The organism is Ochrobactrum sp. SFR4 (genome assembly GCF_019730395.1).
In the GTDB taxonomy this organism is placed as follows: domain Bacteria; phylum Pseudomonadota; class Alphaproteobacteria; order Rhizobiales; family Rhizobiaceae; genus Pseudochrobactrum.
Genome location: NZ_JAAPBB010000008.1, coordinates 62,193 through 85,435 on the forward strand (window position 1 = coordinate 62,193; position 23,243 = coordinate 85,435).

The 23,243-nt window shown below is 51.5% G+C and carries 23 protein-coding genes; 15 read left to right on the top strand and 8 right to left on the bottom strand.

Going from position 1 to position 23,243, the window contains the following annotated elements; all coding sequences use genetic code 11:
* Window positions 1–68: 68 nt before the first annotated feature.
* Complete coding sequence (locus HBA93_RS11675; RefSeq protein WP_122092660.1) at window positions 69–320, top strand: DUF1674 domain-containing protein; 252 nt, start codon at window positions 69–71, stop codon at window positions 318–320.
* A gap of 18 nt (window positions 321–338) precedes the next feature.
* Here HBA93_RS11675 and HBA93_RS24525 read toward each other — a convergent pair whose 3' ends face one another.
* Window positions 339–566 (bottom strand): GNAT family N-acetyltransferase, encoded by a 228-nt coding sequence (locus tag HBA93_RS24525; protein ID WP_221723439.1) that lies wholly within the window; start codon window positions 564–566, stop codon window positions 339–341.
* Here HBA93_RS24525 and HBA93_RS11685 point away from each other — a divergent pair.
* Window positions 545–745: a hypothetical protein gene (locus HBA93_RS11685; protein WP_221723385.1), complete on the top strand. Its 201-nt coding sequence runs from the start codon at window positions 545–547 to the stop codon at window positions 743–745. The two genes, HBA93_RS24525 and HBA93_RS11685, sit on opposite strands and share 22 nt — an antisense overlap.
* A gap of 134 nt (window positions 746–879) precedes the next feature.
* The gene (locus HBA93_RS11690) at window positions 880–1,758 is read left to right on the top strand and encodes an NAD-dependent epimerase/dehydratase family protein (protein ID WP_221723386.1); all 879 of its coding nucleotides are present in this window, start codon (window positions 880–882) and stop codon (window positions 1,756–1,758) included.
* Between the two features lie 20 nt (window positions 1,759–1,778).
* Here HBA93_RS11690 and acs read toward each other — a convergent pair whose 3' ends face one another.
* Together acs and HBA93_RS11700 are read right to left on the bottom strand one after the other, a co-directional pair.
* Window positions 1,779–3,734, bottom strand: a complete 1,956-nt coding sequence (gene acs / locus HBA93_RS11695; protein WP_221723387.1) for an acetate--CoA ligase — start codon at window positions 3,732–3,734, stop codon at window positions 1,779–1,781.
* Window positions 3,735–4,036: 302 nt separating this feature from the next.
* A complete protein-coding gene (locus HBA93_RS11700; RefSeq protein WP_221723388.1) occupies window positions 4,037–4,729 on the bottom strand; it encodes a YggS family pyridoxal phosphate-dependent enzyme in 693 nt (230 codons plus the stop codon).
* Window positions 4,730–4,843: 114 nt separating this feature from the next.
* Here HBA93_RS11700 and leuS point away from each other — a divergent pair, with 114 nt between their 5' ends.
* Both leuS and lptE read left to right on the top strand, forming a co-directional pair.
* A complete protein-coding gene (leuS, locus tag HBA93_RS11705; RefSeq protein WP_221723389.1) occupies window positions 4,844–7,459 on the top strand; it encodes a leucine--tRNA ligase in 2,616 nt (871 codons plus the stop codon).
* A complete protein-coding gene (gene lptE / locus HBA93_RS11710; RefSeq protein WP_221723390.1) occupies window positions 7,446–8,027 on the top strand; it encodes an LPS assembly lipoprotein LptE in 582 nt (193 codons plus the stop codon). The genes leuS and lptE overlap by 14 nt, the downstream gene beginning before the upstream one ends.
* 196 nt (window positions 8,028–8,223) lie before the next feature.
* Here the strand turns inward: lptE and fsa are convergent, their stop codons facing one another.
* Window positions 8,224–8,877, bottom strand: coding sequence for a fructose-6-phosphate aldolase (gene fsa, locus HBA93_RS11715; RefSeq protein WP_121994152.1), 654 nt, complete (start codon window positions 8,875–8,877; stop codon window positions 8,224–8,226).
* A 267-nt stretch (window positions 8,878–9,144) separates the two neighbouring features.
* Between fsa and HBA93_RS11720 the strand changes: the two genes are divergently transcribed.
* From HBA93_RS11720 to HBA93_RS11750, 7 genes are all read left to right on the top strand, one after another.
* Complete coding sequence (locus HBA93_RS11720) at window positions 9,145–11,280, top strand: primosomal protein N' (protein ID WP_121994151.1); 2,136 nt, start codon at window positions 9,145–9,147, stop codon at window positions 11,278–11,280.
* 152 nt (window positions 11,281–11,432) lie between these two features.
* Window positions 11,433–11,822 (top strand): AGROH133_08824 family phage infection protein, encoded by a 390-nt coding sequence (locus tag HBA93_RS11725; RefSeq protein ID WP_221723391.1) that lies wholly within the window; start codon window positions 11,433–11,435, stop codon window positions 11,820–11,822.
* Between the two features lie 531 nt (window positions 11,823–12,353).
* Window positions 12,354–12,914, top strand: a complete 561-nt coding sequence (locus HBA93_RS11730) for a F0F1 ATP synthase subunit delta (protein WP_022709893.1) — start codon at window positions 12,354–12,356, stop codon at window positions 12,912–12,914.
* A complete protein-coding gene (gene atpA / locus HBA93_RS11735) occupies window positions 12,914–14,443 on the top strand; it encodes a F0F1 ATP synthase subunit alpha (protein WP_121994149.1) in 1,530 nt (509 codons plus the stop codon). Before HBA93_RS11730 ends, atpA begins: the two co-directional genes overlap by 1 nt.
* 22 nt (window positions 14,444–14,465) lie before the next feature.
* A complete protein-coding gene (locus HBA93_RS11740; RefSeq protein WP_121994148.1) occupies window positions 14,466–15,356 on the top strand; it encodes a F0F1 ATP synthase subunit gamma in 891 nt (296 codons plus the stop codon).
* 17 nt (window positions 15,357–15,373) lie between these two features.
* Window positions 15,374–16,855: a F0F1 ATP synthase subunit beta gene (gene atpD / locus HBA93_RS11745; protein ID WP_121994147.1), complete on the top strand. Its 1,482-nt coding sequence runs from the start codon at window positions 15,374–15,376 to the stop codon at window positions 16,853–16,855.
* A 176-nt stretch (window positions 16,856–17,031) separates the two neighbouring features.
* On the top strand, window positions 17,032–17,439 hold the full coding sequence (locus HBA93_RS11750) for a F0F1 ATP synthase subunit epsilon (RefSeq protein ID WP_121994146.1): 408 nt from the start codon (window positions 17,032–17,034) through the stop codon (window positions 17,437–17,439).
* 104 nt (window positions 17,440–17,543) lie between these two features.
* Here HBA93_RS11750 and HBA93_RS11755 read toward each other — a convergent pair whose 3' ends face one another.
* From HBA93_RS11755 to HBA93_RS11770, 4 genes are all read right to left on the bottom strand, one after another.
* Complete coding sequence (locus HBA93_RS11755; protein WP_162994585.1) at window positions 17,544–17,690, bottom strand: hypothetical protein; 147 nt, start codon at window positions 17,688–17,690, stop codon at window positions 17,544–17,546.
* Between the two features lie 77 nt (window positions 17,691–17,767).
* Window positions 17,768–18,067: an ElaB/YgaM/YqjD family protein gene (locus tag HBA93_RS11760; RefSeq protein WP_162994584.1), complete on the bottom strand. Its 300-nt coding sequence runs from the start codon at window positions 18,065–18,067 to the stop codon at window positions 17,768–17,770.
* Window positions 18,068–18,208: 141 nt separating this feature from the next.
* Window positions 18,209–18,493: a hypothetical protein gene (locus HBA93_RS11765; RefSeq protein ID WP_221723392.1), complete on the bottom strand. Its 285-nt coding sequence runs from the start codon at window positions 18,491–18,493 to the stop codon at window positions 18,209–18,211.
* 172 nt (window positions 18,494–18,665) lie between these two features.
* Window positions 18,666–19,328 (bottom strand): GntR family transcriptional regulator, encoded by a 663-nt coding sequence (locus HBA93_RS11770; RefSeq protein ID WP_122092649.1) that lies wholly within the window; start codon window positions 19,326–19,328, stop codon window positions 18,666–18,668.
* A 294-nt stretch (window positions 19,329–19,622) separates the two neighbouring features.
* On the opposite strand from HBA93_RS11770, the gene HBA93_RS11775 reads away from it, so the two are divergent.
* The 3 genes from HBA93_RS11775 to HBA93_RS11785 all read left to right on the top strand — a co-directional run bounded on the left by HBA93_RS11775 (window position 19,623) and on the right by HBA93_RS11785 (window position 22,922).
* Window positions 19,623–20,516, top strand: a complete 894-nt coding sequence (locus HBA93_RS11775) for a dihydrodipicolinate synthase family protein (RefSeq protein WP_221723393.1) — start codon at window positions 19,623–19,625, stop codon at window positions 20,514–20,516.
* 118 nt (window positions 20,517–20,634) lie between these two features.
* Window positions 20,635–21,912 (top strand): NAD(P)/FAD-dependent oxidoreductase, encoded by a 1,278-nt coding sequence (locus tag HBA93_RS11780; RefSeq protein ID WP_221723394.1) that lies wholly within the window; start codon window positions 20,635–20,637, stop codon window positions 21,910–21,912.
* An 8-nt stretch (window positions 21,913–21,920) separates the two neighbouring features.
* Window positions 21,921–22,922 (top strand): 4-hydroxyproline epimerase, encoded by a 1,002-nt coding sequence (locus HBA93_RS11785; RefSeq protein WP_221723395.1) that lies wholly within the window; start codon window positions 21,921–21,923, stop codon window positions 22,920–22,922.
* The last annotated feature ends 321 nt before the right edge of the window (window positions 22,923–23,243 follow it).

Consider the following 23,243-nt stretch of genomic DNA (forward strand, 5'->3'; position numbering starts at 1 on the left):
GACAAGGGCTATGATAGCACTGCTAAAACTTAATTTGATATATGCTGCAGACGGACAGGACAAAACCCATGGATAATGAAACAGCATCAGCGAATAATAATGTGGTTTCATTGGCAGATTATCAGAAATCTGATGCTCCTGCACCGCGCAAAAAGTTTGAAGACCTGCCGCCTGCTGCCCAGCGCGCTTTGCTGGAAGCTGAAGCACGACGTGAGGTTGAACAGCAAACCGAAACTGCAAAAGAAATCGGTGGTCGTGGCGGCAAAGATCCGGCGCGTTATGGTGACTGGGAAATCAAAGGCCGCACGATTGATTTTTAAAGGTGGATTTTTCCGTTTTTATGATTCACGTGAAATGGCGGGGAGGCGGGTATAGTAAATGTCCCATTCATCCTCGCCGGTTTTGTGAAAGCCGTGTTTTTCATAAAATCGTGCAGCATCGCTCTTTTGTAAAACGCTGAGCTTTATAATTTTCCTCGCCTGTTCGGCTTCGATAATCAGTTGCGCTAAAACAAGGCTCCCTAAACCGAGCCCCTGAAACGCCGGTGCAACGTAAAAATGCTCCAGAAGCCAGTCTTTTCGTCAGGCCCCAGCGCAACACATCCGGCGAACTGATGATCCGCGATAATCAGACGAGTATGTTGCGGCCGGAAACTATTTTGAAAACGTTCAAATGCCCGCTGAGGGTCAAAACGGCCGATCCGTTCAAGGCTTTCCCGCATGGTGAGCAGACGCAGCTCCAATAATCTGCTGAAATCTTCTGAACGTGCGGGGCTGAAGTGAAAATGCATGATCCGGTCTCATTTGGCTGCAAAGCGGTATGATTATTGTCAGAGCATTGCTATCAGAGAAAGTACGATTTCAGATACGGATTTGACAGATGAAAATTGCGGTTACCGGTGCAGGCGGGTTTATCGGGCGTAGACTGGTCGTGTATCTGCGGGAGCAGGCGCATGAGGTGCGGATTATTGCGCGTCATGAACTGAGTGCACCTGATTTTTCCGGTATAGAATGCGTCATCCATTGTGCAGGCATTGCGCATAGAAGCGGAAGCAATGCTGCCTCTCCCGCAGAGATGGATGCGGTTAATCACCGGCTGGCTGTGGCTTTGGCTGAACAGGCACGCATGGCGGGCGTGAAGCGCTTTATTTTTGTTTCGACAATTAATGTGGTAGCGGGGCATCCGTCACCGCTGACAACAAATTTGTCCTATCGTCCGCTGTCTGATTACGGGCATGCAAAAGCGCTGGCGGAACAAGGGCTTTTGAAAATGCAGGGCATTGAGATCGGTATTGCACGGCCTGCGCTGGTCTATGGTGCCGGTGCCCCCGGTAATCTGCGCTTACTGCTGAAACTTTGTGACAGTGCTGTGCCTCTGCCCTTTGGTTGTGCCAATAATCAACGTAGTTTTGTTTCTTGTAATAATGTGGTGCGGGCACTGGAATTTATGGCTCTGGCCGGTCAGTCACAAATTGACCGCCGGATTTTTCATCTGTCTGATCCGGTGTTGCTGTCGACAAAACAGCTTGTCACTAGGTTGAGACAGGCAATGGGCAAAGCGAACAGAATGGTACCAGTGCCACGCCCGCTGATGAAAGCAGGTCTGACACTCTTGGGCAAAAAAGCCATGTATGAGCAGCTTTTTGAAGATCTGATTATTGATGGCAGTGATCTGGAGGTCGCTGGTTTTGCTTATCATGACGGTCAGCCGGATATGACAGCAATGGCTGATGCCTATATAAATAAAAAGGCCGGTTGAACCGGCCTTTTTTTGTTCTGTTACTTACGGTTCTGACGCTTTTCGATCAGATCATCCACAACTGCCGGATCGGCCAGAGTTGATGTATCGCCGAGTGCGCCAAAATCATCTTCTGCAATTTTGCGTAAGATTCGGCGCATGATCTTGCCCGAACGGGTCTTTGGCAGACCCGGTGCAAACTGGATCATATCCGGTGTTGCAATCGGTCCGATTTCACTGCGCACATGCTTGGTCAGTTCTTTGCGCAATGCATCTTCATCATGCTCTGCTTCGCCAGTCATCAGCGTGACATAGCAATAGATGCCCTGACCTTTGATCGGATGCGGATAGCCGACAACGGCAGCTTCCGATACCGAGTGATGCGAAACCAGTGCCGATTCAATTTCCGCAGTGCCGAGACGGTGGCCGGAAATATTCAGCACGTCATCGACGCGGCCGGTAATCCAGTAATAGCCGTCTTCATCACGGCGGCAGCCGTCGCCGGTGAAATATTTGCCCTTATAGGTGGTGAAATAGGCCTCGATGAAGCGGCGATGATCACCATAGAGTGTACGCATCTGACCCGGCCATGAATCGGTGATGCAGAGATTACCGTCGGCAGCACCTTCGATCACAGCACCTTCCGCATCCACCAGCTGTGGCTTGATGCCGAAGAACGGACGGGTTGCCGAACCCGGTTTCAGATCGGTCGCACCCGGCAGCGGGGTAATCAGAATGCCGCCGGTTTCAGTCTGCCACCATGTATCAACAATCGGGCAGGTCTGATCGCCGACCACATTATAATACCATTCCCATGCTTCCGGATTGATCGGTTCACCAACCGAGCCGAGCAGACGCAGGGATTTGCGCGAATTGCAGGTTACGAATTCATCACCGGCACCCATCAAAGCGCGGATTGCCGTTGGCGCGGTATAGAAAATATTGACCTGATGCTTGTCGACCACTTCCCAGAAACGTCCCTGATCAGGGAAATTCGGCACGCCTTCAAACATCAGCGTGGTGGCGCCATTGGCGAGCGGGCCATAGACAATATAGGAGTGACCGGTGACCCAGCCCACATCCGCTGTACACCAGTAAATATCGCCTTCATGATAATCGAAGACATATTCATGGGTCATCGAGGCATAAACGAGGTAGCCGCCGGTGGTGTGCAGCACGCCTTTCGGCTTACCTGTGGAACCGGATGTATAAAGGATGAAGAGCGGGTCTTCAGCTTTCATTGGTTCCGGTTCACAAGCCGCATCGACGCTGGCAACTTCCTGATGATACCAGAGATCACGGCCGCGACCCCAGTTGATCTTGCCGCCGGTACGGCGAACAACCAAGACCTTGTTTACAAAAACATATTGCTTGGCGGCAATATCAATTGCGGTATCGGTATTTTCTTTCAGCGGAATAGGTTTGCCGCCGCGAATACCCTCATCCGATGTGATCACGAATGTGGATTCACAGTCAATAATACGTCCTGCCAGCGCTTCCGGCGAGAAACCTGCAAAGACGATCGAATGCACTGCGCCGATACGCGCGCAGGCCAGCATCGCATAGGCTGCTTCCGGAATCATCGGCAGATAGATAGTAACGCGATCGCCTTTGCGCACGCCGTGCTTTTTCATCACATTGGCAAGGCGGCAGACATTTTCATGCAACTCGCGATAGGTGATTTTCTTGTCGATATAAGGGTTGTCGCCTTCCCAGATAATCGCGGTCTGATCTCCGCGCTTTTCAAGGTGGCGGTCAATACAGTTATAAGAGACATTGGTGACGCCGTCTTCATACCAGCGGATGGAGACATTATCTTCGAAAGACGTATCTTTCACCTTGGTGTAAGGTGTGAACCAGTCAATACGTTTACCGTGTTTGCCCCAGAATGCGTCAGGGTCGCTGATGCTTTCATTATACCATGAAAGATAAGTGTCATTGTCGATCAGCGCGCGCGCCTTCGCCTCCGGCAATACGGGATATTTCTTCTCGGACATAGTTCCTCCTCGCGCCGGCGGCCCTCCTTGCCGGCACATTGCATAAAAAGCCGCACCATTGTTAATGCGCACGGCTCACATCGTAAATCAGGCGAAAGTCTGATGACGCCACAGGGCGGCAGGCAGAAAACACCTGATAAGGCTCCCGTATTGGTCAAACGAGATCCTATCTCCGGCATAAATGACTGAGATTGCGCCGGAGTTTATAATTGTTACAGGGTGAAGCAAGACAATTATTTGCGACATGTTGTTGTACTGTAAGATTACAGTGAAAAACTGCACAGTCTGGAAAGAAGATTTGGTCAGGCTTTTGTTAAAGGCGGACGGCTGCCGAAAATTGCTGAACCGACACGTACATAAGTCGCGCCGAAAGCAATGGCGGTCTCGAAGTCACCGGACATTCCCATCGATAATTCAGAGACGCCTGCTTCTGCTGCCAGTTTGCGCAATAAAGCAAAATGCGGCCCCGGATTTTCATCAACCGGCGGAATACACATCAGACCAGCAATCTCCAGACCGTGGACATCGCGGCAGCGGGCAACAAAGTCAACAGCTTCATGCGGATCAATGCCTGCTTTTTGCTCTTCACTGCCGGTATTGACCTGAACGAATAATTTGACGGCGCGGTTTTGCTTCCTGATTTCTCCGGCAAGGCTTGCGGCAATCTTTTCGCGGTCAACAGTCTGAATCACGTCGAATAAAGCCACAGCATCCGCCGCTTTGTTGGATTGCAGCGGGCCGATGAGATGAAGCTCAATATCGGAGAAGCGCTCGCGCAGTTGCGGCCATTTGGCTTCAGCTTCCTGAACGCGGTTTTCACCGAAAATACGTTGTCCGGCTTCCAGTGCAGGCGTGATTTCTGCGGCATCAAAGGTCTTGGAAACCGCAACCAACTGCACCGAACCTGCTGTCCGCTGCGCTTCGTGTTCACTTTGCGCAATGGCCGTGCAAACTGCTTTGAGATTGTCAGCAAGGGTGCTGGCGGGTGCATTCATGGTATAAATCTCCTTTTTCTGCCGCTTCACTATGGGAGAAGGTTGACGCTTTGGCCAATCCATGATGAAGGTCGCACTACATATTCCATTCTCTTTGCATGAGTAAATACAGCCATGGTAACTGAACGGGCAACCGAACGATATAATCCGCGCGTAAGCGAAGCCCATTGGCAGAAGATCTGGGAAGAAAACAAGATCTTCGAAACGTCCAATGATGATCCACGCGAAAAATATTACGTGCTGGAAATGTTTCCTTATCCGTCCGGCCGCATTCACATCGGCCATGTGCGCAATTACGCAATGGGCGACGTGATTGCCCGCTATAAGCGCGCACGCGGTTTTAACGTTCTTCATCCGATGGGATGGGACGCCTTCGGTATGCCTGCAGAAAATGCGGCGATGCAGAACAAGGTTCATCCGAAAGAATGGACCTATCAGAATATTGCGACCATGAAGCGTCAGCTCAAAACCATGGGTCTGTCGCTGGACTGGTCGCGTGAATTTGCGACCTGTGACGTGGATTATTACCACCGTCAGCAGATGCTGTTCCTTGATATGTTTGAAAAAGGTCTGGTGACCCGTAAAACATCCAAGGTCAACTGGGATCCGGTCGATAATACTGTTTTGGCCAATGAGCAGGTTGTTGACGGCCGTGGCTGGCGCTCCGGTGCGCTGGTTGAACAGCGTGAGCTGACCCAGTGGTTCTTCAAGATTACTGATTTCAGTGAAGAACTGCTTGCCGGTCTGGATACGCTTGACCAGTGGCCGGATAAAGTGCGCCTGATGCAGAAGAACTGGATCGGCAAGTCAGAAGGCTTGCAGCTGCGTTTTGCGCTAGCTGAACGGGAAGGTGATATTGAGGTCTATACGACCCGTCCGGATACGCTGTTCGGTGCGTCTTTTGTGGCTATTGCAGCCGATCACCCGCTGGCAAAACAGCTCGCTGAAACCAACGAAGGTCTGGCTGCTTTTGCTGCTGAATGCCGTCAGCATGGCACATCTGTTGCCACGCTCGAAACCATTGAGAAAAAAGGTTTCGACACTGGTTTGCGCGTACAACACCCGTTTGATCCGTCCTGGACATTGCCGGTCTATGTCGCCAATTTCGTGCTGATGGAATATGGTACAGGCGCGGTCTTCGGTTGTCCTGCGCACGATCAGCGCGATCTGGATTTCGCCAATAAATATAAGCTGACCGTCACACCGGTTGTTCTGCCTGCCGGTGCAGATGCGGCAAGCTTCACAATCACTGATACGGCTTATAGCGACGAAGGCACGCTGTTCAATTCGCGTTTCCTCGACGGTATGACACCGGAAGCTGCGTTTAATGAGGTGGCAGATCGTCTGGAAAAGACTGACCTCTATGGCAAGCCGCAGGCATTCCGCAAAACACAATATCGTCTGCGTGACTGGGGTATTTCCCGTCAGCGTTACTGGGGCTGCCCGATTCCGATGATTCATTGCGAATCCTGCGGAACCGTGCCTGTACCGCGCAATGATCTGCCGGTGCAGCTGCCGGATGATGTTGCGTTTGACCGTCCTGGCAATCCGCTGGATCGTCATGACAGCTGGCGCCATATCAACTGTCCGAAATGCGGCAGCAAAGCCCGTCGTGAAACTGACACGATGGATACATTTGTTGATTCATCCTGGTATTTTGCGCGTTTCACTGCTCCCTGGGAAAATGAACCGACCGACCGCAAGGCTGCTGATGAATGGCTGCCGGTTGATCAGTATATCGGCGGTGTGGAACATGCGATCCTGCATCTGCTTTATTCGCGCTTCTTCACCCGCGCCATGAAAGTGGCCGGTCATCTGGAAGTGGAAGAGCCGTTCAAGGGTTTGTTCACTCAGGGCATGGTGGTTCACGAAACCTATAAGCATAATGGTCAGTGGGTATCGCCGCTGGAAATCCGTATCGAAGATAAAAACGGCGTGCGTTCGGCAACTATGCTGGATTCCGGTGAGCCGGTTGATATCGGCTCGATTGAAAAAATGTCGAAGTCGAAGAAAAATGTTGTCGATCCGGATGATATTATCTCGTCTTACGGTGCGGATACTGCGCGCTGGTTCACCCTGTCTGACTCTCCGCCGGAGCGCGATATTGTCTGGACAGAAGCCGGTGCGGAAGGTGCGCATCGTTTTGTGCAGCGCGTCTGGCGTCTGATTTCTGAGGCCGGTGAAAACCTGAAAGGTGTTGCACCAAAAGCTGCCTATGAAGGTGATGCCGCTCAAATCTCTAAAGCTGCCCATAAGACTGTGAAAGCCGTTGGCGACGATATTGAGAAAATCGTCTTCAACCGTGCGATTGCCCGTCTTTATGAGTTGCTGAATGTGCTGAGCACACCTTTGCAGGCTGTTGCTGCCGGTAAAGCAGACGATGTGACCAAAGCTGCCACCCGTGAAGCGACGGATATGTTTATCAGCATGATTGCACCGATGATGCCGCATCTGGCTGAACAGTGTAATGCGGTTCTGGGCGCGACGGACTTGGTTGCCATCCGTGGCTGGCCGGTGATTGATGAAGCATTGCTTGTTGAAAATGACATTACGCTGCCGGTACAGATCAACGGCAAGAAGCGTGGTGACATTACAATTGCGCGTGATGCAGATCAGGCAACAGTGCAAGCAGCGGTTTTGGCTCTTGACTTTGTTCAGGCTGCGTTGAACGGTAGTCAGCCTAAAAAGCTCGTTGTTGTACCGCAGAGGATTGTGAATGTCGTTGTCTGATCATCATACTAAAGACAAATCTCCGATCCGCAAAACGCGGCTGGCAGTGCTGACAGGTCTCGTCCTGTCAGCTTTTGTTGCCGGTTGTACGGTGCAGCCGCTTTATTCATCAAGCGGTACTGTTAGTGTCGGCGGTGTGCCTTCCAGCGTTAAAACCAAGCTGACTTCCATTAAAGTGGATGATGTGGATTCCATTCCGGCGCAGGCGGTGCGTAACCGTCTGATCTTCGGTCTGTCCGGCGGGGCAGGGGAACCGTCGCAGCCGGCCTATCATCTGGCGCTTGGTTTCTCGACTTCAACAGAATCTGCTGTTGAAGTCGATGTTGGGGATAAAACGGAAGGCCGTGCATCTGCCGGTACTGTCCGTATGAGCTCTAATTATGTGCTGCGTGACAGGGACGGTAAGGTTGTGGCCACCGGGCGCCGTCAGGTCAGTTCATCTTATGACCGCCCGCGTCAGGAATTTGCGAACCTGCGTGCCCAGCGAGATGCACAGCAGCGGGCAGCAGAAGAGCTGGCGCAGTATCTGGTACTTTCGCTCGCTCAGGATATGCAGAAACTCCCATAAAAAAACGCCTGATCGGCCTGCAAATGGCGATTTTCTCCTCTTCCGGTGCTCACGTACTATAAGTACGCTCCGCTCCGGTTCTCGAAAATCACCATTTTCGTCACGATCATCCGCTTTTTGAGACGTTGCGACATTGTTTTGAATATAAAAAAGCCCGCTGTAAAGCGGGCTTTTTGTTTATGAAGGCGTTGCCTGATTAAGCAATCGACTGGCCGGTTTTTGCCCAGTCTGCCAGAAATGCTTCCAGACCCTTGTCTGTCAGCGGATGCTTGACGAGAGCTTTCAGTGTGGCAGGCGGAGCGGTGATAACATCAGCCCCGATCAGTGCAGCTTCCTTAACGTGGTTCACTGTACGTATGGAAGCAGCAAGAATCTGGGTTTCAAAATCGTAATTGTCGAAAATGGTGCGGATTTCACCAATCAGATCCATACCATTCAGACCGATATCATCGAGACGGCCGATGAAAGGCGAAATATAGGTCGCACCGGCTTTGGCTGCGAGCAGCGCCTGATTGGCTGAGAAGCACAGGGTCAGGTTGGTTTCATGACCATCAGAGGTCAGAGCCTTACAGGCCTTCAGACCATCAAGCGTAACCGGCAGTTTGATGCAGATATTGTCGGCGATTTTCGCCAGCACAGCTGCTTCTTTCATCATGCCTGCATAGTCAGTTGCAGTGACTTCTGCGGAAACAGGACCTTTGACGATCGAGCAGATTTCCTTGGTCACATCAATGATGTTGCCGCCTGATTTCAGGATCAGCGATGGATTGGTGGTAACGCCGTCAACCAGTCCCAGATCGTTGAGTTCACGGATGTCTTTGACATCGGCGGTATCCACAAAGAATTTCATTTCAGCTTATCCTCCGTTATGGGCTTGCTGTACAGACGGTATTATATCCGACAAAGATAGGATTGTTTAACGCATATTTCCATAAACCGAAACTGCATTTGGTGAATAACAGCACATCTCATCAAGAATTGAATATAAGCGGTGTTTGCGGTTAAGTGCAGTTGTGAAAAATACCGGTGAAAACAGCATGCCGGAACTGATCGGGATAATTTTTTGAACGGGAAAACAGAGATAAAGACGCACCGTGTTGTTCCGGTTTTAGTACCGATGCCGGCGGAACGTCCCTATAGTTATCTGGTTCCTGATGATATGGACGTTCAGGCCGGTTCAATTGTGCGCGTGCCGCTGGGACCGCGTGAGGTTGCCGGTATTGTCACTGATGATGTGAGCGATCAGGTTGACCCGAAAAAGCTGAAATCCATTCTGCATGTTTTTGACTGCCCGCTTGTCAGCCGCGATATGCTGCGCTTTATCCGCTGGACGGCTGATTATACGCTTTCGCCTCCGGGGATGGTGGCGCGCATGGTGTTGCGTGCACCCGCAGCTTTCGATCCTGAGCCTTTTATTCCGGGTCTGCGCTATATCGGCGGCAAGGCTGAACGACTGACAGCCGCGCGTGAAAAAGTGCTGGAGGTTGCCAATAATGGTCTGAGCTGGACCAAGTCCGGCCTTGCCCATGCGGCAGGAGTTTCCGGCAGCGTGGTTGAAGGGCTTAAAGCGCAGGGGCTGTTTGAAGAGGTGATGATCCCGCCGCTGCCGGTGGTCGGGGAACCTGATCCGTTTTACGGGCAGGCGGATCTGTCTGAAGATCAGCAGGGCGCTGCACAATGTCTTGTCGAAGCTGTGGAAGAGCAAGTCTATTCAGTATCGCTGCTGCATGGCGTGACGGGATCGGGTAAGACAGAAGTCTATTTTGAGGCCGTGGCGCGCGCTGTCGAGCTTGGCAAGCAGGTTTTAATCCTGTTGCCGGAAATTGCACTGACTCAACAGTTTCTCGATCGTTTTGAAAGCCGGTTTGGTACGCGTCCGGCAGAGTGGCATTCCGATCTGGCGCCACGCCAAAGAGAGCGTGTCTGGCGGCAGATTGCGGAGGGTACTGTCAAAGTCGTTGCCGGTGCACGCTCGGCGTTATTTTTGCCCTTTGCCAATCCGGGTCTGATTATTGTCGATGAAGAGCATGATCCTGCCTATAAGCAGGAAGACCGCGTATTTTATAATGCGCGTGATATGGCAGTGGTGCGCGGCTCGATCGGCAAGTTTGCGGTTATTCTGGCTTCAGCAACGCCGTCTATTGAGAGTCTGGTCAATGCCAATCAGGGGCGCTATCGCTATGTGCCGCTGCAGGGGCGCTATGCCGATGCGGCATTGCCGGATCTGAAACCGGTTGATATGCGCCGCTCACCGCCACCGGCAGGACGGTTTTTGTCGCCGGCTTTGACAGAAGCTGTCGGGCAGGTTTTGCAACGCAAAGAACAGGCTTTGTTGTTTCTCAACCGACGTGGTTATGCGCCGCTGACTTTGTGCCGCGTCTGCGGGCACCGTTTTCAATGTCCGGATTGTTCAAGCTGGCTGGTGGAGCATCGCTTCCGTGGTCAGCTGATGTGCCATCAATGCGGCTATCACGAGAAAAGTCCTGATGCCTGTCCGTCCTGCGGGGCGCTGGATCATCTGGTGGCATGCGGTCCCGGTGTGGAGCGTATTGCCGAGGAAACTGCTGCAACATTTCCTGATGCGCGGATTATCGTGCTGTCATCCGATATGCTGGGCGGGGTGACGCGGCTGCGTATGGAGATGGAGGCGATTGCCAAAGGGGAGGCTGATATTGTAATCGGCACCCAGCTGGTTGCCAAAGGGCATAACTTCCCGCTGATTACATTAGTGGGGGTTATTGATGCGGATCTCGGCCTTGCCAATGGTGATCCGCGCGCCGCAGAGCGCACATTCCAGCTGCTCAATCAGGTGACAGGCCGTGCAGGGCGCACGGGACGTAAAAGTGTTGGTCTCATTCAGACCTATCAGCCTGATCATCCGGTATTGAAGGCAATTATTGCCGGTGATGCGCAGGCTTTTTATGAGCGTGAAATCGATGAACGTCAGCGCGGAATGCTGCCGCCTTTCGGACGGTTGGCTGCGCTGATTATTTCGGCTGACAGCAGAGCAGAAGCAGAGAGCCATGCGCGTGCATTGCGCCGTGCAGCGCCGAGGGATAGCGAGATTGAAGTGCTGGGGCCTGCTGAAGCGCCTTTGGCAGTGATTCGCGGACGGCATCGCTTCCGGTTGCTGGTGCAGGGTTCCAAGCGTTCTGATCTGCAGTCCTATTTGCGGGCATTGCTGCAGGCAGCACCAAAAGCGCGCGGTTCCTTACGCGTGCAGGTGGATATTGATCCGCAAAGCTTCCTGTAATCTGCGTGGATTAAGACGTTCTGATGAGACTGCTCTGATCCTGTCTGCTGATATTTTACTTTCCTTGGTCGCAGGTCAGGAATATAGCTCGTTCAATGAGTTATATTTGGTGCTATTAACGAAGGCACAGCGACGGTTTTAAGAGGTGTAACGTGGCGTTTTATCTACCTTCAAGTCAGGGTGAATGGCTGGCATGGACTGTGGGCGTAATCACGTTGCTTTTTGGTTTGATCCTGATGTTTGCGCCGGGAATTTCGCTGAAAATTTTGCGTCTCAACGCTCCTGATCTGCGTGCGAATGCTCTTTCGTCGGTACGGGCGACGATCGCAGGACCCTATATCGGCCTTGGTGTGGCCTGTCTGTTATTTGCACAGCCGTTCTTGTGGATCGCATTGGGCTGTGTCTGGGGTTTTGTTCTTTTTGGCCGCCTGATTTCGATGATGTCGGATAAAGCTAACAGCTTTTACAACTGGATTGCTGTTATCGTCGAACTGATGCTGGCCGCAGGCCCGCTGCTCTTTGCCTTCGGATTCATTGCCTGACTTTTGAAAGAGACCGCACCTCAGCAGAATCTGTATGAGAGAGGCTGAAGCGGGAATCAGTTGCGGCTGAATTATGCTCCAAAGAAAAATCGTATAATGTGAGCATAATTTTGCCGGAATTCTGCAAATGGTTAGTGAAATGCCTGTTTGGATAATCCGGCATTTTATTCGCGGTGTAATCATCCCGTATCTTTATTTAAGTGTTTGTTATATTTGAATAATTATAAACGGCGATGATTTCTTCAGCTTGCAATGCCTGAGAACTTTAGCTCTTGAAACTTGTCGGCAGCTTTAAAATAGCACTGTAAAGCGCATGAAACGGCGGGATTCGCGTGTTGCGAGTCCTGATTGTCTATGCTAGACGGCTTTCGAATTTCAATGCAGTCAGGCGGGTCGTCCGCAGGGCACAGATGGCGGTGCAAATCGGCACTTCATCGGGGGGTATTGAAAAACATCAATAAAATCGCTGTTTTTGTGCATGGATAAACTATGCGTTAAAAGCGGGATTTCAACCAAGAGAGATGGTTATTCGTGACAGGATCGTCTTCGCTCATTTCCGGTGTTGCTCAGCGCTATGCTGGATCCCTGTTTGATCTGGCGCTTGAGTCTAAATCCGTTGCTCAGGTGGAGAAGGATCTTGGCCGTATCGAGGCTATGATCGGTGAAAGCGAAGAACTTCGCCGCCTGATCCACAGCCCGGTCTTCTCTGCTGAAGATCAACTCCATGCAATCGCCGCAGTTGCAGATAAAGCCGGTATTACCGGTCTGGTTGGCAATTTCCTGCGCGTTGTTGCTGGTAATCGCCGGCTTTTCGTATTGCCGGACATGATTAAAGCTTTTTATCTGATCGCCGCTGAAAGCCGCGGTGAAGTTGCAGCTGATGTAACTTCTGCCCGCGAACTGACGCAGGCGCAGCAAAATGAATTGAAGGCGACGCTGAAGAGTGTGGCCGGCAAGGACGTGACAATCAATGTCACTGTCGATCCGTCGATTCTTGGCGGTCTCATTGTGAAGCTGGGATCGCGTCAGATTGACACTTCCCTTCGCACTAAACTTTCTTCTCTTAAGCTTGCACTGAAAGAGGTCGGCTGATGGACATCCGCGCTGCGGAAATTTCCGCAATTCTGAAAGAGCAAATCAAGAATTTTGGCCAGGAGGCAGAAGTCTCCGAAGTTGGTCAGGTTCTTTCCGTTGGTGACGGTATCGCCCGTGTATACGGTCTGGACAATGTTCAGGCCGGTGAAATGGTCGAATTTCCGGGTGGCATCCGCGGTATGGCGCTCAACCTTGAAAGCGACAACGTTGGTGTTGTTATTTTCGGTTCTGACCGTGACATTAAAGAAGGCGATACCGTTAAACGTACCGGTGCCATCGTTGACGTTCCTGTCGGTCCTGGCCTGCTTGGCCGCGTTGTTGATGCTCTTGGTAACCCGATCGACGGCAAAGGCCCGATCGTTGCAACCGAGCGTCGCCGCGTAGACGTTAAAGCTCCTGGTATCATTCCGCGTAAATCGGTTCACGAACCGATGTCGACCGGTCTGAAAGCCATTGACGCTCTTATCCCTGTTGGTCGTGGTCAGCGCGAGCTGGTTATCGGTGACCGTCAGACCGGTAAGACTGCAATCATTCTCGACACTTTCCTGAATCAGAAGCCGATCCATGATAACGGCCCTGACAAAGACAAGCTGTTCTGCATTTATGTTGCGATCGGCCAGAAGCGCTCGACAGTTGCCCAGCTGGTTAAAGTGCTCGAAGAGCGCGGCGCTCTGGAATATTCGGTTGTTGTTGCTGCGACTGCGTCTGATGCTGCACCTCTGCAGTACCTTGCTCCGTTCACAGGCTGTGCAATCGGTGAATATTTCCGCGATAACGGCCAGCATGCTCTGATCGGTTATGATGACCTTTCCAAGCAGGCTGTTGCTTATCGTCAGATGTCCCTGCTGCTGCGTCGTCCTCCGGGCCGTGAAGCTTATCCAGGTGACGTATTCTATCTTCACTCCCGTCTTCTCGAACGTGCAGCTAAGCTGAATGACGAGCTGGGCGCCGGTTCTTTGACCGCTCTGCCGGTTATTGAAACTCAGGGCGGTGACGTTTCTGCATTTATTCCGACCAACGTGATTTCGATTACAGACGGTCAGATTTTCCTTGAAACCAACCTTTTCCACCAGGGTATTCGTCCTGCTGTTAACGTTGGTCTGTCGGTTTCCCGCGTGGGTTCTGCCGCTCAGATTAAAGCGATGAAGCAGGTTGCCGGTTCGATTAAAGGTGAGCTTGCTCAGTATCGTGAAATGGCTGCGTTTGCGCAGTTCGGTTCCGATCTTGATGCTTCAACCCAGCGTCTTCTGAACCGCGGTGCGCGTCTGACTGAGCTGCTCAAGCAGCCACAGTTCTCGCCGCTGAAAACCGAAGAGCAGGTTGCTGTGATCTTCGCCGGTGTTAACGGCTATCTCGATAAGCTGGCTGTTAATCAGGTCAGTAAATTTGAAGCCGGTCTTCTGGCATCGCTGCGCAACGAGCACAAAGATGTGCTTGACGCGATCCGTGATCAGAAGGCAATCAGCGACGAAATCAAGGGCAAACTCAAGGCAGCTATCGACGCTTTCGCCAAGAATTTTGCTTGATTAACTCTGACGGGATGAACGGATGCCTTCACTAAAGGATCTGAGAAACCGTATCGCCTCGGTTAAGGCGACGCAGAAAATTACCAAGGCGATGCAAATGGTCGCCGCGGCTAAGCTGCGTCGTGCCCAGGAAGCAGCCGAAGCGGCACGGCCGTATTCTCAGCGGATGAGTGCAGTTCTGGCCAATATTGCCCAGAATGTAAGCGGTGATGATGCACCGAAACTGATGGCGGGTACCGGTAAAGACGATGTGCATCTGCTCATCGTCGCTACTGCGGAACGTGGTCTGTGCGGTGGTTTCAACTCGCAGATTGCACGTCTCGCCCGTGAACATGCCCGCCAGTTGCTGGCAAAGGGTAAGACAGTAAAAATCATTACTGTCGGCAAAAAAGGTGCGGACATTCTGCGTCGTGACTTTGGCGGTCAGATCATCGATCACGTTGATCTGCGCGAAGTTAAGCAGCTTGGTTTCGCCAATGCCGACCAGATCGGTCGCAAACTGATCGCACTTTTCAATAAGGGCGAATTCGATGTTGCGACACTGTTCTACTCGCAGTTCAAGTCGGTGATTAATCAGGTTCCGACTGCTCAGCAGCTTATTCCGGCATCTGCCAATGGTGGAGCGGATGCTGCCGGGGAAGCGGTTTCTACTGGTGGTGCGATCTATGAATATGAGCCGGATGCGGCTGCTATTCTTGATGATCTTCTGCCGCGCAACATCTCTGTCCAGATTTTCAGCGCTCTGCTTGAAAATGTGGCCGGTGAAATGGGCGCAAAAATGAGCGCGATGGATAACGCAACGCGTAATGCGGGCGATATGATCAACAAGCTGTCGATCACATATAACCGTCAGCGTCAGGCTCAGATCACCACAGAACTGATTGAAATTATTGCGGGCGCGGAAGCGCTCTAATCGGAAGGTAAGGATCGATGGCTAAAGCAGCGACACCGAAAACTACCAAGACCACGGCAAAGGCTAAGTCCGGCGCGGCTGCATCTGGTGCAGTCGGCCGTATCAAGCAGGTCATCGGCGCTGTCGTCGACGTCCAGTTTGATGATCATCTGCCTCTGATCCTGAACGCGCTGGAAACCGACAACCTCGGTAACCGTCTCGTTCTGGAAGTTGCTCAGCATCTTGGCGAAAATACAGTACGTACCATTGCTATGGACTCGACCGAAGGTCTGGTTCGCGGTCAGGAAGTACGTGATACCGGCGATGCGATCCGCGTTCCGGTAGGACCTGAAACACTCGGCCGTATCATGAACGTGATCGGTGAGCCAGTTGATGAAGCTGGTCCGATCGTGACTGCCGCGACCCGCGGTATTCACCAGCCGGCACCTGAATATATCGAACAGTCACCTGAATCCGAGATTCTGGTAACCGGTATTAAGGTTGTGGATCTTCTCGCCCCTTACGCTAAAGGTGGTAAGATTGGTCTGTTCGGCGGTGCGGGCGTTGGTAAAACAGTTCTCATCATGGAACTCATCAACAACGTGGCTAAAGCCCACGGCGGTTACTCGGTATTCGCCGGTGTTGGTGAGCGTACCCGTGAAGGTAACGATCTTTATCACGAAATGATCGAATCCGGCGTTAATAAGCTGGGTGGCGGCGAAGGCTCGAAAGCAGCTCTTGTTTACGGTCAGATGAACGAGCCGCCAGGTGCGCGTGCCCGTGTTGCTCTCTCCGGTCTGACGATCGCTGAAAGCTTCCGTGATGACGGTCAGGACGTGTTGTTCTTCGTGGATAACATTTTCCGCTTCACACAGGCTGGTTCGGAAGTGTCCGCGCTTCTCGGCCGTATTCCTTCCGCTGTGGGTTATCAGCCTACACTGGCAACGGATATGGGCGCGATGCAGGAACGCATCACCACCACAACCAAAGGCTCGATCACTTCGGTGCAGGCAATTTACGTTCCTGCGGATGACTTGACTGACCCTGCGCCTGCGACATCCTTTGCGCACTTGGATGCGACTACGGTTCTTAACCGTTCGATCGCTGAAAAGGGTATCTATCCTGCGGTTGATCCGCTTGACTCAACATCCCGTATGCTTGACCCGATGATCGTTGGTGAAGAGCATTACGAAGTTGCCCGTCAGGTTCAGTCAATTCTGCAGCGCTACAAGTCGCTTCAGGACATCATCGCCATCCTTGGTATGGACGAATTGTCTGAAGAAGATAAGCTGACAGTGACCCGTGCCCGTAAGATTGAGCGCTTCCTGTCCCAGCCGTTCTTCGTGGCTGAAATCTTCACCGGCTCACCAGGTAAACTGGTTGATCTGGCCGATACCATTAAGGGCTTTAAAGGTCTTTGCGCCGGTGATTACGATCATCTGCCAGAAGCTGCCTTCTACATGGTCGGTTCGATTGAAGAAGCGATTGAAAAAGCACAGAAGCTGGCACAGGCCGCTTAATGTGATTGGTCAGGCAGGCTTTGGTCTGCCTGACCGTTCTTACAACAGGTGTGTCTCTTCAGACCCTTTTGTAAAACAGTTAAAACTGACAGCGTCATTTCGATACGCTGACCTATAGAATTCAACGCCGGAACACTGCTCTAGAGCAGTTCGTTCAGGAAATTTGAGTGAGAATCATGGCTGGAACCTTCAAATTCGAACTGGTATCACCGGAACGCCTGTTGCTCTCTGCTGAAGTGAGCGAAGTGGTTATTCCCGGTAGCGAAGGCTATCTGACAGTTCTGGCCGGTCATGCTCCTTTGATGACCACCATTATTCCCGGTAAAGTAACAGTCAAAACTGCTGACGGTAAGAGCGACGCTTATATCGTTTTCGGCGGTTTCACTGACATTACACCGGAAGGATGCTCATTGCTTGCAGAATCCGCACTTCATATTGATGAAGTTAAGCGTGAAGATATTGCTGCCCGTATCGAGCATGCACGTCAACTGATTGATGATGCTGCTTCAGCGGAGCATCGCACAGCAGCAGAATTGTTCCTGCATCAACTGACTACACTTGAAGGTGCTATTCTGCCTGCATAATGCAGGGCGGTTTCAGCCTTTTGAACTAAAAAAAACCGCGATAAAATTATCGCGGTTTTTTTGTATCTGAATGGATTTATGCAGCAGATTGCAGACTTGCGAAATCAGTTCTGCTCAATCGACACACCTTGCTCACCGATTTTCAATTCGACGCCTTTAGGTTTGGATTCCTGCTGATAGGTGTAAATCGAAAAGCCGATAATAACGACGATGAGTGCTCCGAGCAGAATATATAATCCGTTTTTATTCATAAGACCTCAGATGTGCGGTGTTGTTCAGTGATCCCCGTATCGCAGGGATCACTCCTGTTTTGCTGAAAGTTATGGTCTTAACGGCGGGCTAACAATGCCAGCACCAGACCGATACCGGCGACAAGAGCGACGGTTGCCAATGGATTTTCTTTGGCTGTTTCGGTTACGACCTGTGCCTGATGTCTGACTTCTCTTGCTGCAACGCGACCGCGTTTACGGAGATTTTCATAGGTTTCGGATGCATTCTCGCGGGCATCCTCGTAAAATGCAGAACCTTGCTCGGAGAGTTTCTTGGTAACCGAAGCCAGTTCGCTTTTCAGTTCTGCAATCTGGTCTTCAAATGTCTTTTCTGCATCATTACGCAATTTGGAAGCCATAGTGATCTCCTTGTTTAATGGACACAAACCGGAGACGGGCATCTTCCGGTTCAGAAAACTTTTCAAAGAGATAACGATGCAGCGCGAAATAAGTTCCTGAATTTAATAAATTGCCTGCCTTCCCAGCCGGATAGGAGGAACTTAGTCCTGCTGCAAGCGGGTGGAGCAGGGATCAATAATCACTCCGCCCTCAAAGCTTCCGGTCAGCATACCGCTGACTTCAACATGGTCTCCGGCTTTCAATGCGCTATTGTCATATTCAAGACAGATGACTTGCAGTTTCTGGTTCGGGCAAAGCTCTGTCACGGCAATAGGATTGGCCTCATGCACGGCTTTGACTTTTGCCTGCAAGATAATTTCCGGCCATTGTTCGGATGTTTTGTCCCATTTCGCGGCAAGGGTATCAATAGTTTTGCAGCTGGTCACAACCGGTCCCTGATAATCACTCTCAGGTGTTTGCGTAAAACCGGCATTGCTGAACAGTAATAACAGGCAGGGTGTTGCTAATAATCTGAATGAAAAACGCGGATCAAAAACAAATATGCAGCCGATAAGCCTTTCGGAAATGAAACAGGCTTATCGGCAGAAATTACGGCACTTATGGGGTAAGCGTACGCAGATAGGTAATGAGCTTCTTTGCGCTTTCAATGGCGGCCGCTTCATCCCGGGCGACAATTGCATCAATCATCTGCGTATGGGCAGTTGAAGAATCCTGCAGGCTGTTGTCACGGCGCAGACGGAACCAGAAGCGGCGGCTGTGGCTCTGCAGGGGGGCGGCCAGACGTGTGGCGTAGCTGTTGAGTGAGGCGCTGCCAAGAACTTCATCAAACGCTTTATCGGCATCCAGAAACAGGGGGATATCCTGTGTTGTGGCTGCCTGTTTCATCATGACTGCGGCTTCACGCAGTTTTTCATGCTCATACGCACCGGAATAACGCGCTGCATCTCGGCAAAGAATTTGCTCGACACCTTCTCTTGCATCCAGAACTTTGGTGAAATCTTTGGGGTCAAGTGCGGTAATCGCTATACCTGAGCGCGGGCGCACTTCCATCAGACCTTCCCATGCCAGCCGTTGAATAGCTTCGCGCACCGGTGTTCTGCCCATACTTGTGAGTTCAATCAGGACCCGTTCATTGGTAACGCTTCCCGGTTGCAGTTGCAGCGTAACAATATGGCGTTCGAGCAGCCGGTAAGCCTGATCCGAAAGGCTGAGTGCGGTTGTTGTCTGCTGGTCGTCGGAATGTTCTGGCTGCCCTGACATAAAGGCTGTTTTCCTTATTATTGATGAGCAGTGCTGCTGCCGGCAAATTAGCGGCAAATCTGTTCTCTGCTTTTAGTTTTTGCGAAGCCGATATCGCTGAAGCGCAATATGCAGGATGTATAAATTTCAATGATATTTTTCTGAGAGATACTACAAGAAGCTGGTTTTCTCAATATGAATGCCGGTTATCCTGACCGGAGTGTGTTTATAAGCCTGCATTATCCCGTGCAGAATTTAATTGACGTGCATCCTGAATTTAGATATATCAGAAATATATCAATTGGGAGAATGATTATGTGGTCAGGTATTTTTCCGGCAGTCACGACAAAATTCACTGAAAATGATGCTCTGGATCATAAAGAAATGGAGCGTTGCTTCGGTCTGCAGATCGATGCGGGTGTTGATGGTTTTGTTGTCGGCGGCTCACTGGGTGAAGGCCCGATGTTGTCGGGAGAGGAAAAGCTGGAAGTTTTCAAAACCGCCCGTGCGGTTGCCGGAAAGCGTCCGGTGCTGATGACCGTATTCGAGGCCGGTACACGTGAAGGTGCTGCTGCTGCCAAAGCCGCTGCGAAAGCAGGTGCAGACGGCCTGATGGTGGTGCCGAGCCCGATCTATTTCACCAATCCTCAGGAAACTGTCACTACGCTGAAGGCCATGGCTGCTGCCGGTGGTTTGCCGGTGATGATCTATTCCAACCGCATGGCCTATCGTGTGGATGTGACCGGTGAATGCCTTGAGGAGCTGGCAAAGGATGATCTGTTCGTTGCGATCAAGGAATCCTCAGATGATATCCGTCGCACAATCGATATCGTCAATCAGTTCGGCGATCGTTTTGATCTTTTCACAGGCGTAGACAATCTGGCTTTTGAAGCGCTGACAACTGGTGCAATCGGCTGGGTTGCCGGTGTTGTGACCTCATTGCCGCGTGAAACTGTGGTTCTGTATCAACTCATTAAGCAGAAACGTTATGATGAAGCGCTACCGCTTTATCGCTGGATGCGCCCGCTGCTTGATCTCGATGTTTCAACCTATCTGGTGCAGAACCTCAAGCTGATTGAAGTGTATGCGATTCAGTCAAATGACCGTGTGCGTCTGCCGCGCCAGCCATTGAGCGGAGAGCGCCGCGCGCAGGTCGAGAAAATTGTAAAACAGGCTCTGGCCACACGGCCTGAACTGCCAAAAATCTGATAATCTGAACCCCGGTTAATTCAAAAATAATCGGGGTTTTTTCATAGCAAGAATGTATTTTACGGCGTAAGGTCTGCACCAGCTGAAATAATAATAAGTGTAGCAGGCAGGAGGGCACATGGCGTCGGTCAATAGCGTCAATGTGGATGGGAAGCAGAATAATTCTGAAGTTATTATAATCGGGGCAGGCATTGTCGGGATCGCTACAGCAGCTGTGCTGAGCGAGGCAGGACATTCTGTGCTGATTGTGGATCGTACCGGTATTTGTGAGGAGACAAGTTCCGGTAATGCGGCGGCACTGGCATTTTCTGAAGTATTGCCGCTCGCTTCCAAAGGTGTGATGAAAAAAGTGCCGGGCTGGCTGATGGACCCGCTGGGGCCTTTTGCAATCCGTCCGTCTTATTTGTTGAAATTGCTGCCATGGCTTTATCGCTTCTGGCGTGCCAGTAGCCCTTCGGCTCTGCGCAACAGTACCGTCGTGCAAGGGCAGATGATGCAGCTTGCCGAGCGTGAAATGCTGGCATTGGCTGAACGCGCCGGTGTTACGGATATGATCCATCATGAAGGCAATCTTGAGCTTTATGAAAGTGAAGCCGAGTTGCAGGCCGCTATGCCGGGCTGGGAAGCCAAGAAACAGGCGGGTATTGATTATACTGTGGTACGCGGCGCTGAACTGGCAGCCTTGCAACCGGGATTGTCACCGCGCTTTGTGGTTGGCTGTTTTGTTCCGAAATGGAAAAATGTTTCCGACCCGAAACTCTATGGCAAAGCTTTATGGGCTTATGCAGAGAAATTGGGCAGCCGTTACCGGCAGGGCGTGGTTACTAATGTCGCTCATGTGCAAGGCGGAGCTGAAGTCACGCTGGCTGACGGTGGCGAGCTGCAGTGTAAAAAGCTCATTGTCGCTGCGGGAGCCTGGTCACATCATCTGAGTGCCCAGCTGGGCGATGCGGTGCCACTGGAGACAGAACGCGGATATAATACGACGCTGCCGGTCGGAGCTTACGATATCCGCCGTCAGCTGACTTTCCCGGGCCATGCCTTTGTAATTACACCGCTAACAACGGGTGTGCGCGTAGGGGGCGCGGTCGAACTCGGAGGGCTGACATTGCCGCCGAATTATGCGCGCTCTGAGGCTATGCTGAAAAAAGCAAAGCAGTTTCTGCCGCAGATGAATATTGAGGGCGGACGGCAATGGATGGGCTATCGTCCTTCAACGCCGGATACACTGCCGGTGATCGGCTATTCTTCAGCCTCCAATGATATTGTCTATGCTTTTGGCCATGGACATCTGGGGCTGACACAGTCGGCGGCAACTGCACGGCTGGTGACACAACTGCTTAATCACGAAACAACCGCACTGCCCGTCAGTGCTTTCAGTCCGAAACGTTTTTGAGAAACATCATGGCAAAACATTCCTTCTTCTGTGTTGATGGTCATACCTGCGGGAATCCCGTCCGGCTTGTTGCCGGCGGGGGACCGAACCTGCATGGCTCAACTATGATGGAAAAGCGGGCGCATTTTCTGGCAGAATATGACTGGATCCGTACCGGACTGATGTTCGAGCCACGGGGTCATGACATGATGTCCGGTTCGATCCTGTATCCGCCGACACGGGAAGACTGTGATGTGGCCGTGCTGTTTATTGAAACATCAGGCTGCCTGCCAATGTGCGGACATGGCACGATCGGTACCGTGACTATGGCGATTGAGCAGGGGCTGATTACGCCGAAAGTGCCAGGTAAGATCAATCTGGATACACCGGCTGGTAAAGTTGCGATCGAATATGAGCAGAACGGACAATATGTGGAGAGCGTGCGGCTCACTAATGTTCCGGCATTTCTCTACGCGGAAGGTCTGGAAGTGGAGTGTCCAGATCTCGGCATGCTGAAAGTTGATGTCAGCTATGGCGGAAATTTCTATGCAATTGTTGAAGCGCAACAAAATTACACGGATCTGGCCGATTATTCCGTGCTGGATCTGATTGGCTGGAGCCCTGTTTTACGCCAGCGACTCAATGAGTTGTACAAATTTCAGCATCCGGAACTGGCTGATATCAACCGTCTCAGCCATATTTTGTGGACAGGAAAACCGACGAAACCCGAAGCTCATGCACGAAATGCCGTGTTTTACGGGGAAAAAGCGATTGATCGTTCACCATGCGGCACCGGTACTTCGGCGCGTATGGCGCAGTTGGCGGCACGCGGAGAGCTGAAGGCAGGCGACGAGTTTGTTCACGAATCCGTGATCGGATCACTGTTCCACGGACGTGTGGAGGCTGAGGTGCAAGTTGCTGATAAGAAAGCAATAATTCCGTCAGTTGCCGGCTGGGCGCGCATGACCGGATATAATACGATTTTTATTGATGACCGTGATCCTTTCGCGCACGGATTTGTAGTTCGTTAAAGACGTCGCAAACGGGACATTGTTCAATCTTTGAAACAATGCAGAAGGGCGATTGACCGACAATAAATTATGAGTAATCTTAAATTTCAGGAGCAGAGCAGGGGGAATGTAATACTATATTACTAGTCGTTATTTCTATAGTTTCTGTGTATGCGAGCTATCCGGTTTGGTGCATGTTCAGCCAAAGACAGAGGAAAACTTGTCTGACTACGCAGAAACTATCGGGGGAGAATTTTGCCTGAAATGCTTTAATGAATAATGCCGGTCTGTCCTTCGGGGCATATGGCGGATCTATAAATGCTGGGCAGTATCACGGCGGAT

Bases quoted from the DNA above. Each gene is read 5' to 3' on its own strand.
- HBA93_RS11770 (WP_122092649.1), bottom strand. From the start codon at position 19,328: ATGTCAGGGCAGCCAGAACATTCCGACGACCAGCAGACAACAACCGCA.
- HBA93_RS11750 (WP_121994146.1), top strand. From the start codon at position 17,032: ATGGCTGGAACCTTCAAATTCGAACTGGTATCACCGGAACGCCTGTTG.
- HBA93_RS11760 (WP_162994584.1), bottom strand. From the start codon at position 18,067: ATGGCTTCCAAATTGCGTAATGATGCAGAAAAGACATTTGAAGACCAG.
- HBA93_RS11775 (WP_221723393.1), top strand. From the start codon at position 19,623: ATGTGGTCAGGTATTTTTCCGGCAGTCACGACAAAATTCACTGAAAAT.
- HBA93_RS11740 (WP_121994148.1), top strand. From the start codon at position 14,466: ATGCCTTCACTAAAGGATCTGAGAAACCGTATCGCCTCGGTTAAGGCG.
- HBA93_RS11700 (WP_221723388.1), bottom strand. From the start codon at position 4,729: ATGAATGCACCCGCCAGCACCCTTGCTGACAATCTCAAAGCAGTTTGC.
- lptE (WP_221723390.1), top strand. From the start codon at position 7,446: ATGTCGTTGTCTGATCATCATACTAAAGACAAATCTCCGATCCGCAAA.
- leuS (WP_221723389.1), top strand. From the start codon at position 4,844: ATGGTAACTGAACGGGCAACCGAACGATATAATCCGCGCGTAAGCGAA.
- HBA93_RS11755 (WP_162994585.1), bottom strand. From the start codon at position 17,690: ATGAATAAAAACGGATTATATATTCTGCTCGGAGCACTCATCGTCGTT.
- atpD (WP_121994147.1), top strand. From the start codon at position 15,374: ATGGCTAAAGCAGCGACACCGAAAACTACCAAGACCACGGCAAAGGCT.
- HBA93_RS11720 (WP_121994151.1), top strand. From the start codon at position 9,145: ATGCCGGCGGAACGTCCCTATAGTTATCTGGTTCCTGATGATATGGAC.
- acs (WP_221723387.1), bottom strand. From the start codon at position 3,734: ATGTCCGAGAAGAAATATCCCGTATTGCCGGAGGCGAAGGCGCGCGCG.
- HBA93_RS11675 (WP_122092660.1), top strand. From the start codon at position 69: ATGGATAATGAAACAGCATCAGCGAATAATAATGTGGTTTCATTGGCA.
- HBA93_RS11785 (WP_221723395.1), top strand. From the start codon at position 21,921: ATGGCAAAACATTCCTTCTTCTGTGTTGATGGTCATACCTGCGGGAAT.
- HBA93_RS11690 (WP_221723386.1), top strand. From the start codon at position 880: ATGAAAATTGCGGTTACCGGTGCAGGCGGGTTTATCGGGCGTAGACTG.
- HBA93_RS11780 (WP_221723394.1), top strand. From the start codon at position 20,635: ATGGCGTCGGTCAATAGCGTCAATGTGGATGGGAAGCAGAATAATTCT.
- fsa (WP_121994152.1), bottom strand. From the start codon at position 8,877: ATGAAATTCTTTGTGGATACCGCCGATGTCAAAGACATCCGTGAACTC.
- atpA (WP_121994149.1), top strand. From the start codon at position 12,914: ATGGACATCCGCGCTGCGGAAATTTCCGCAATTCTGAAAGAGCAAATC.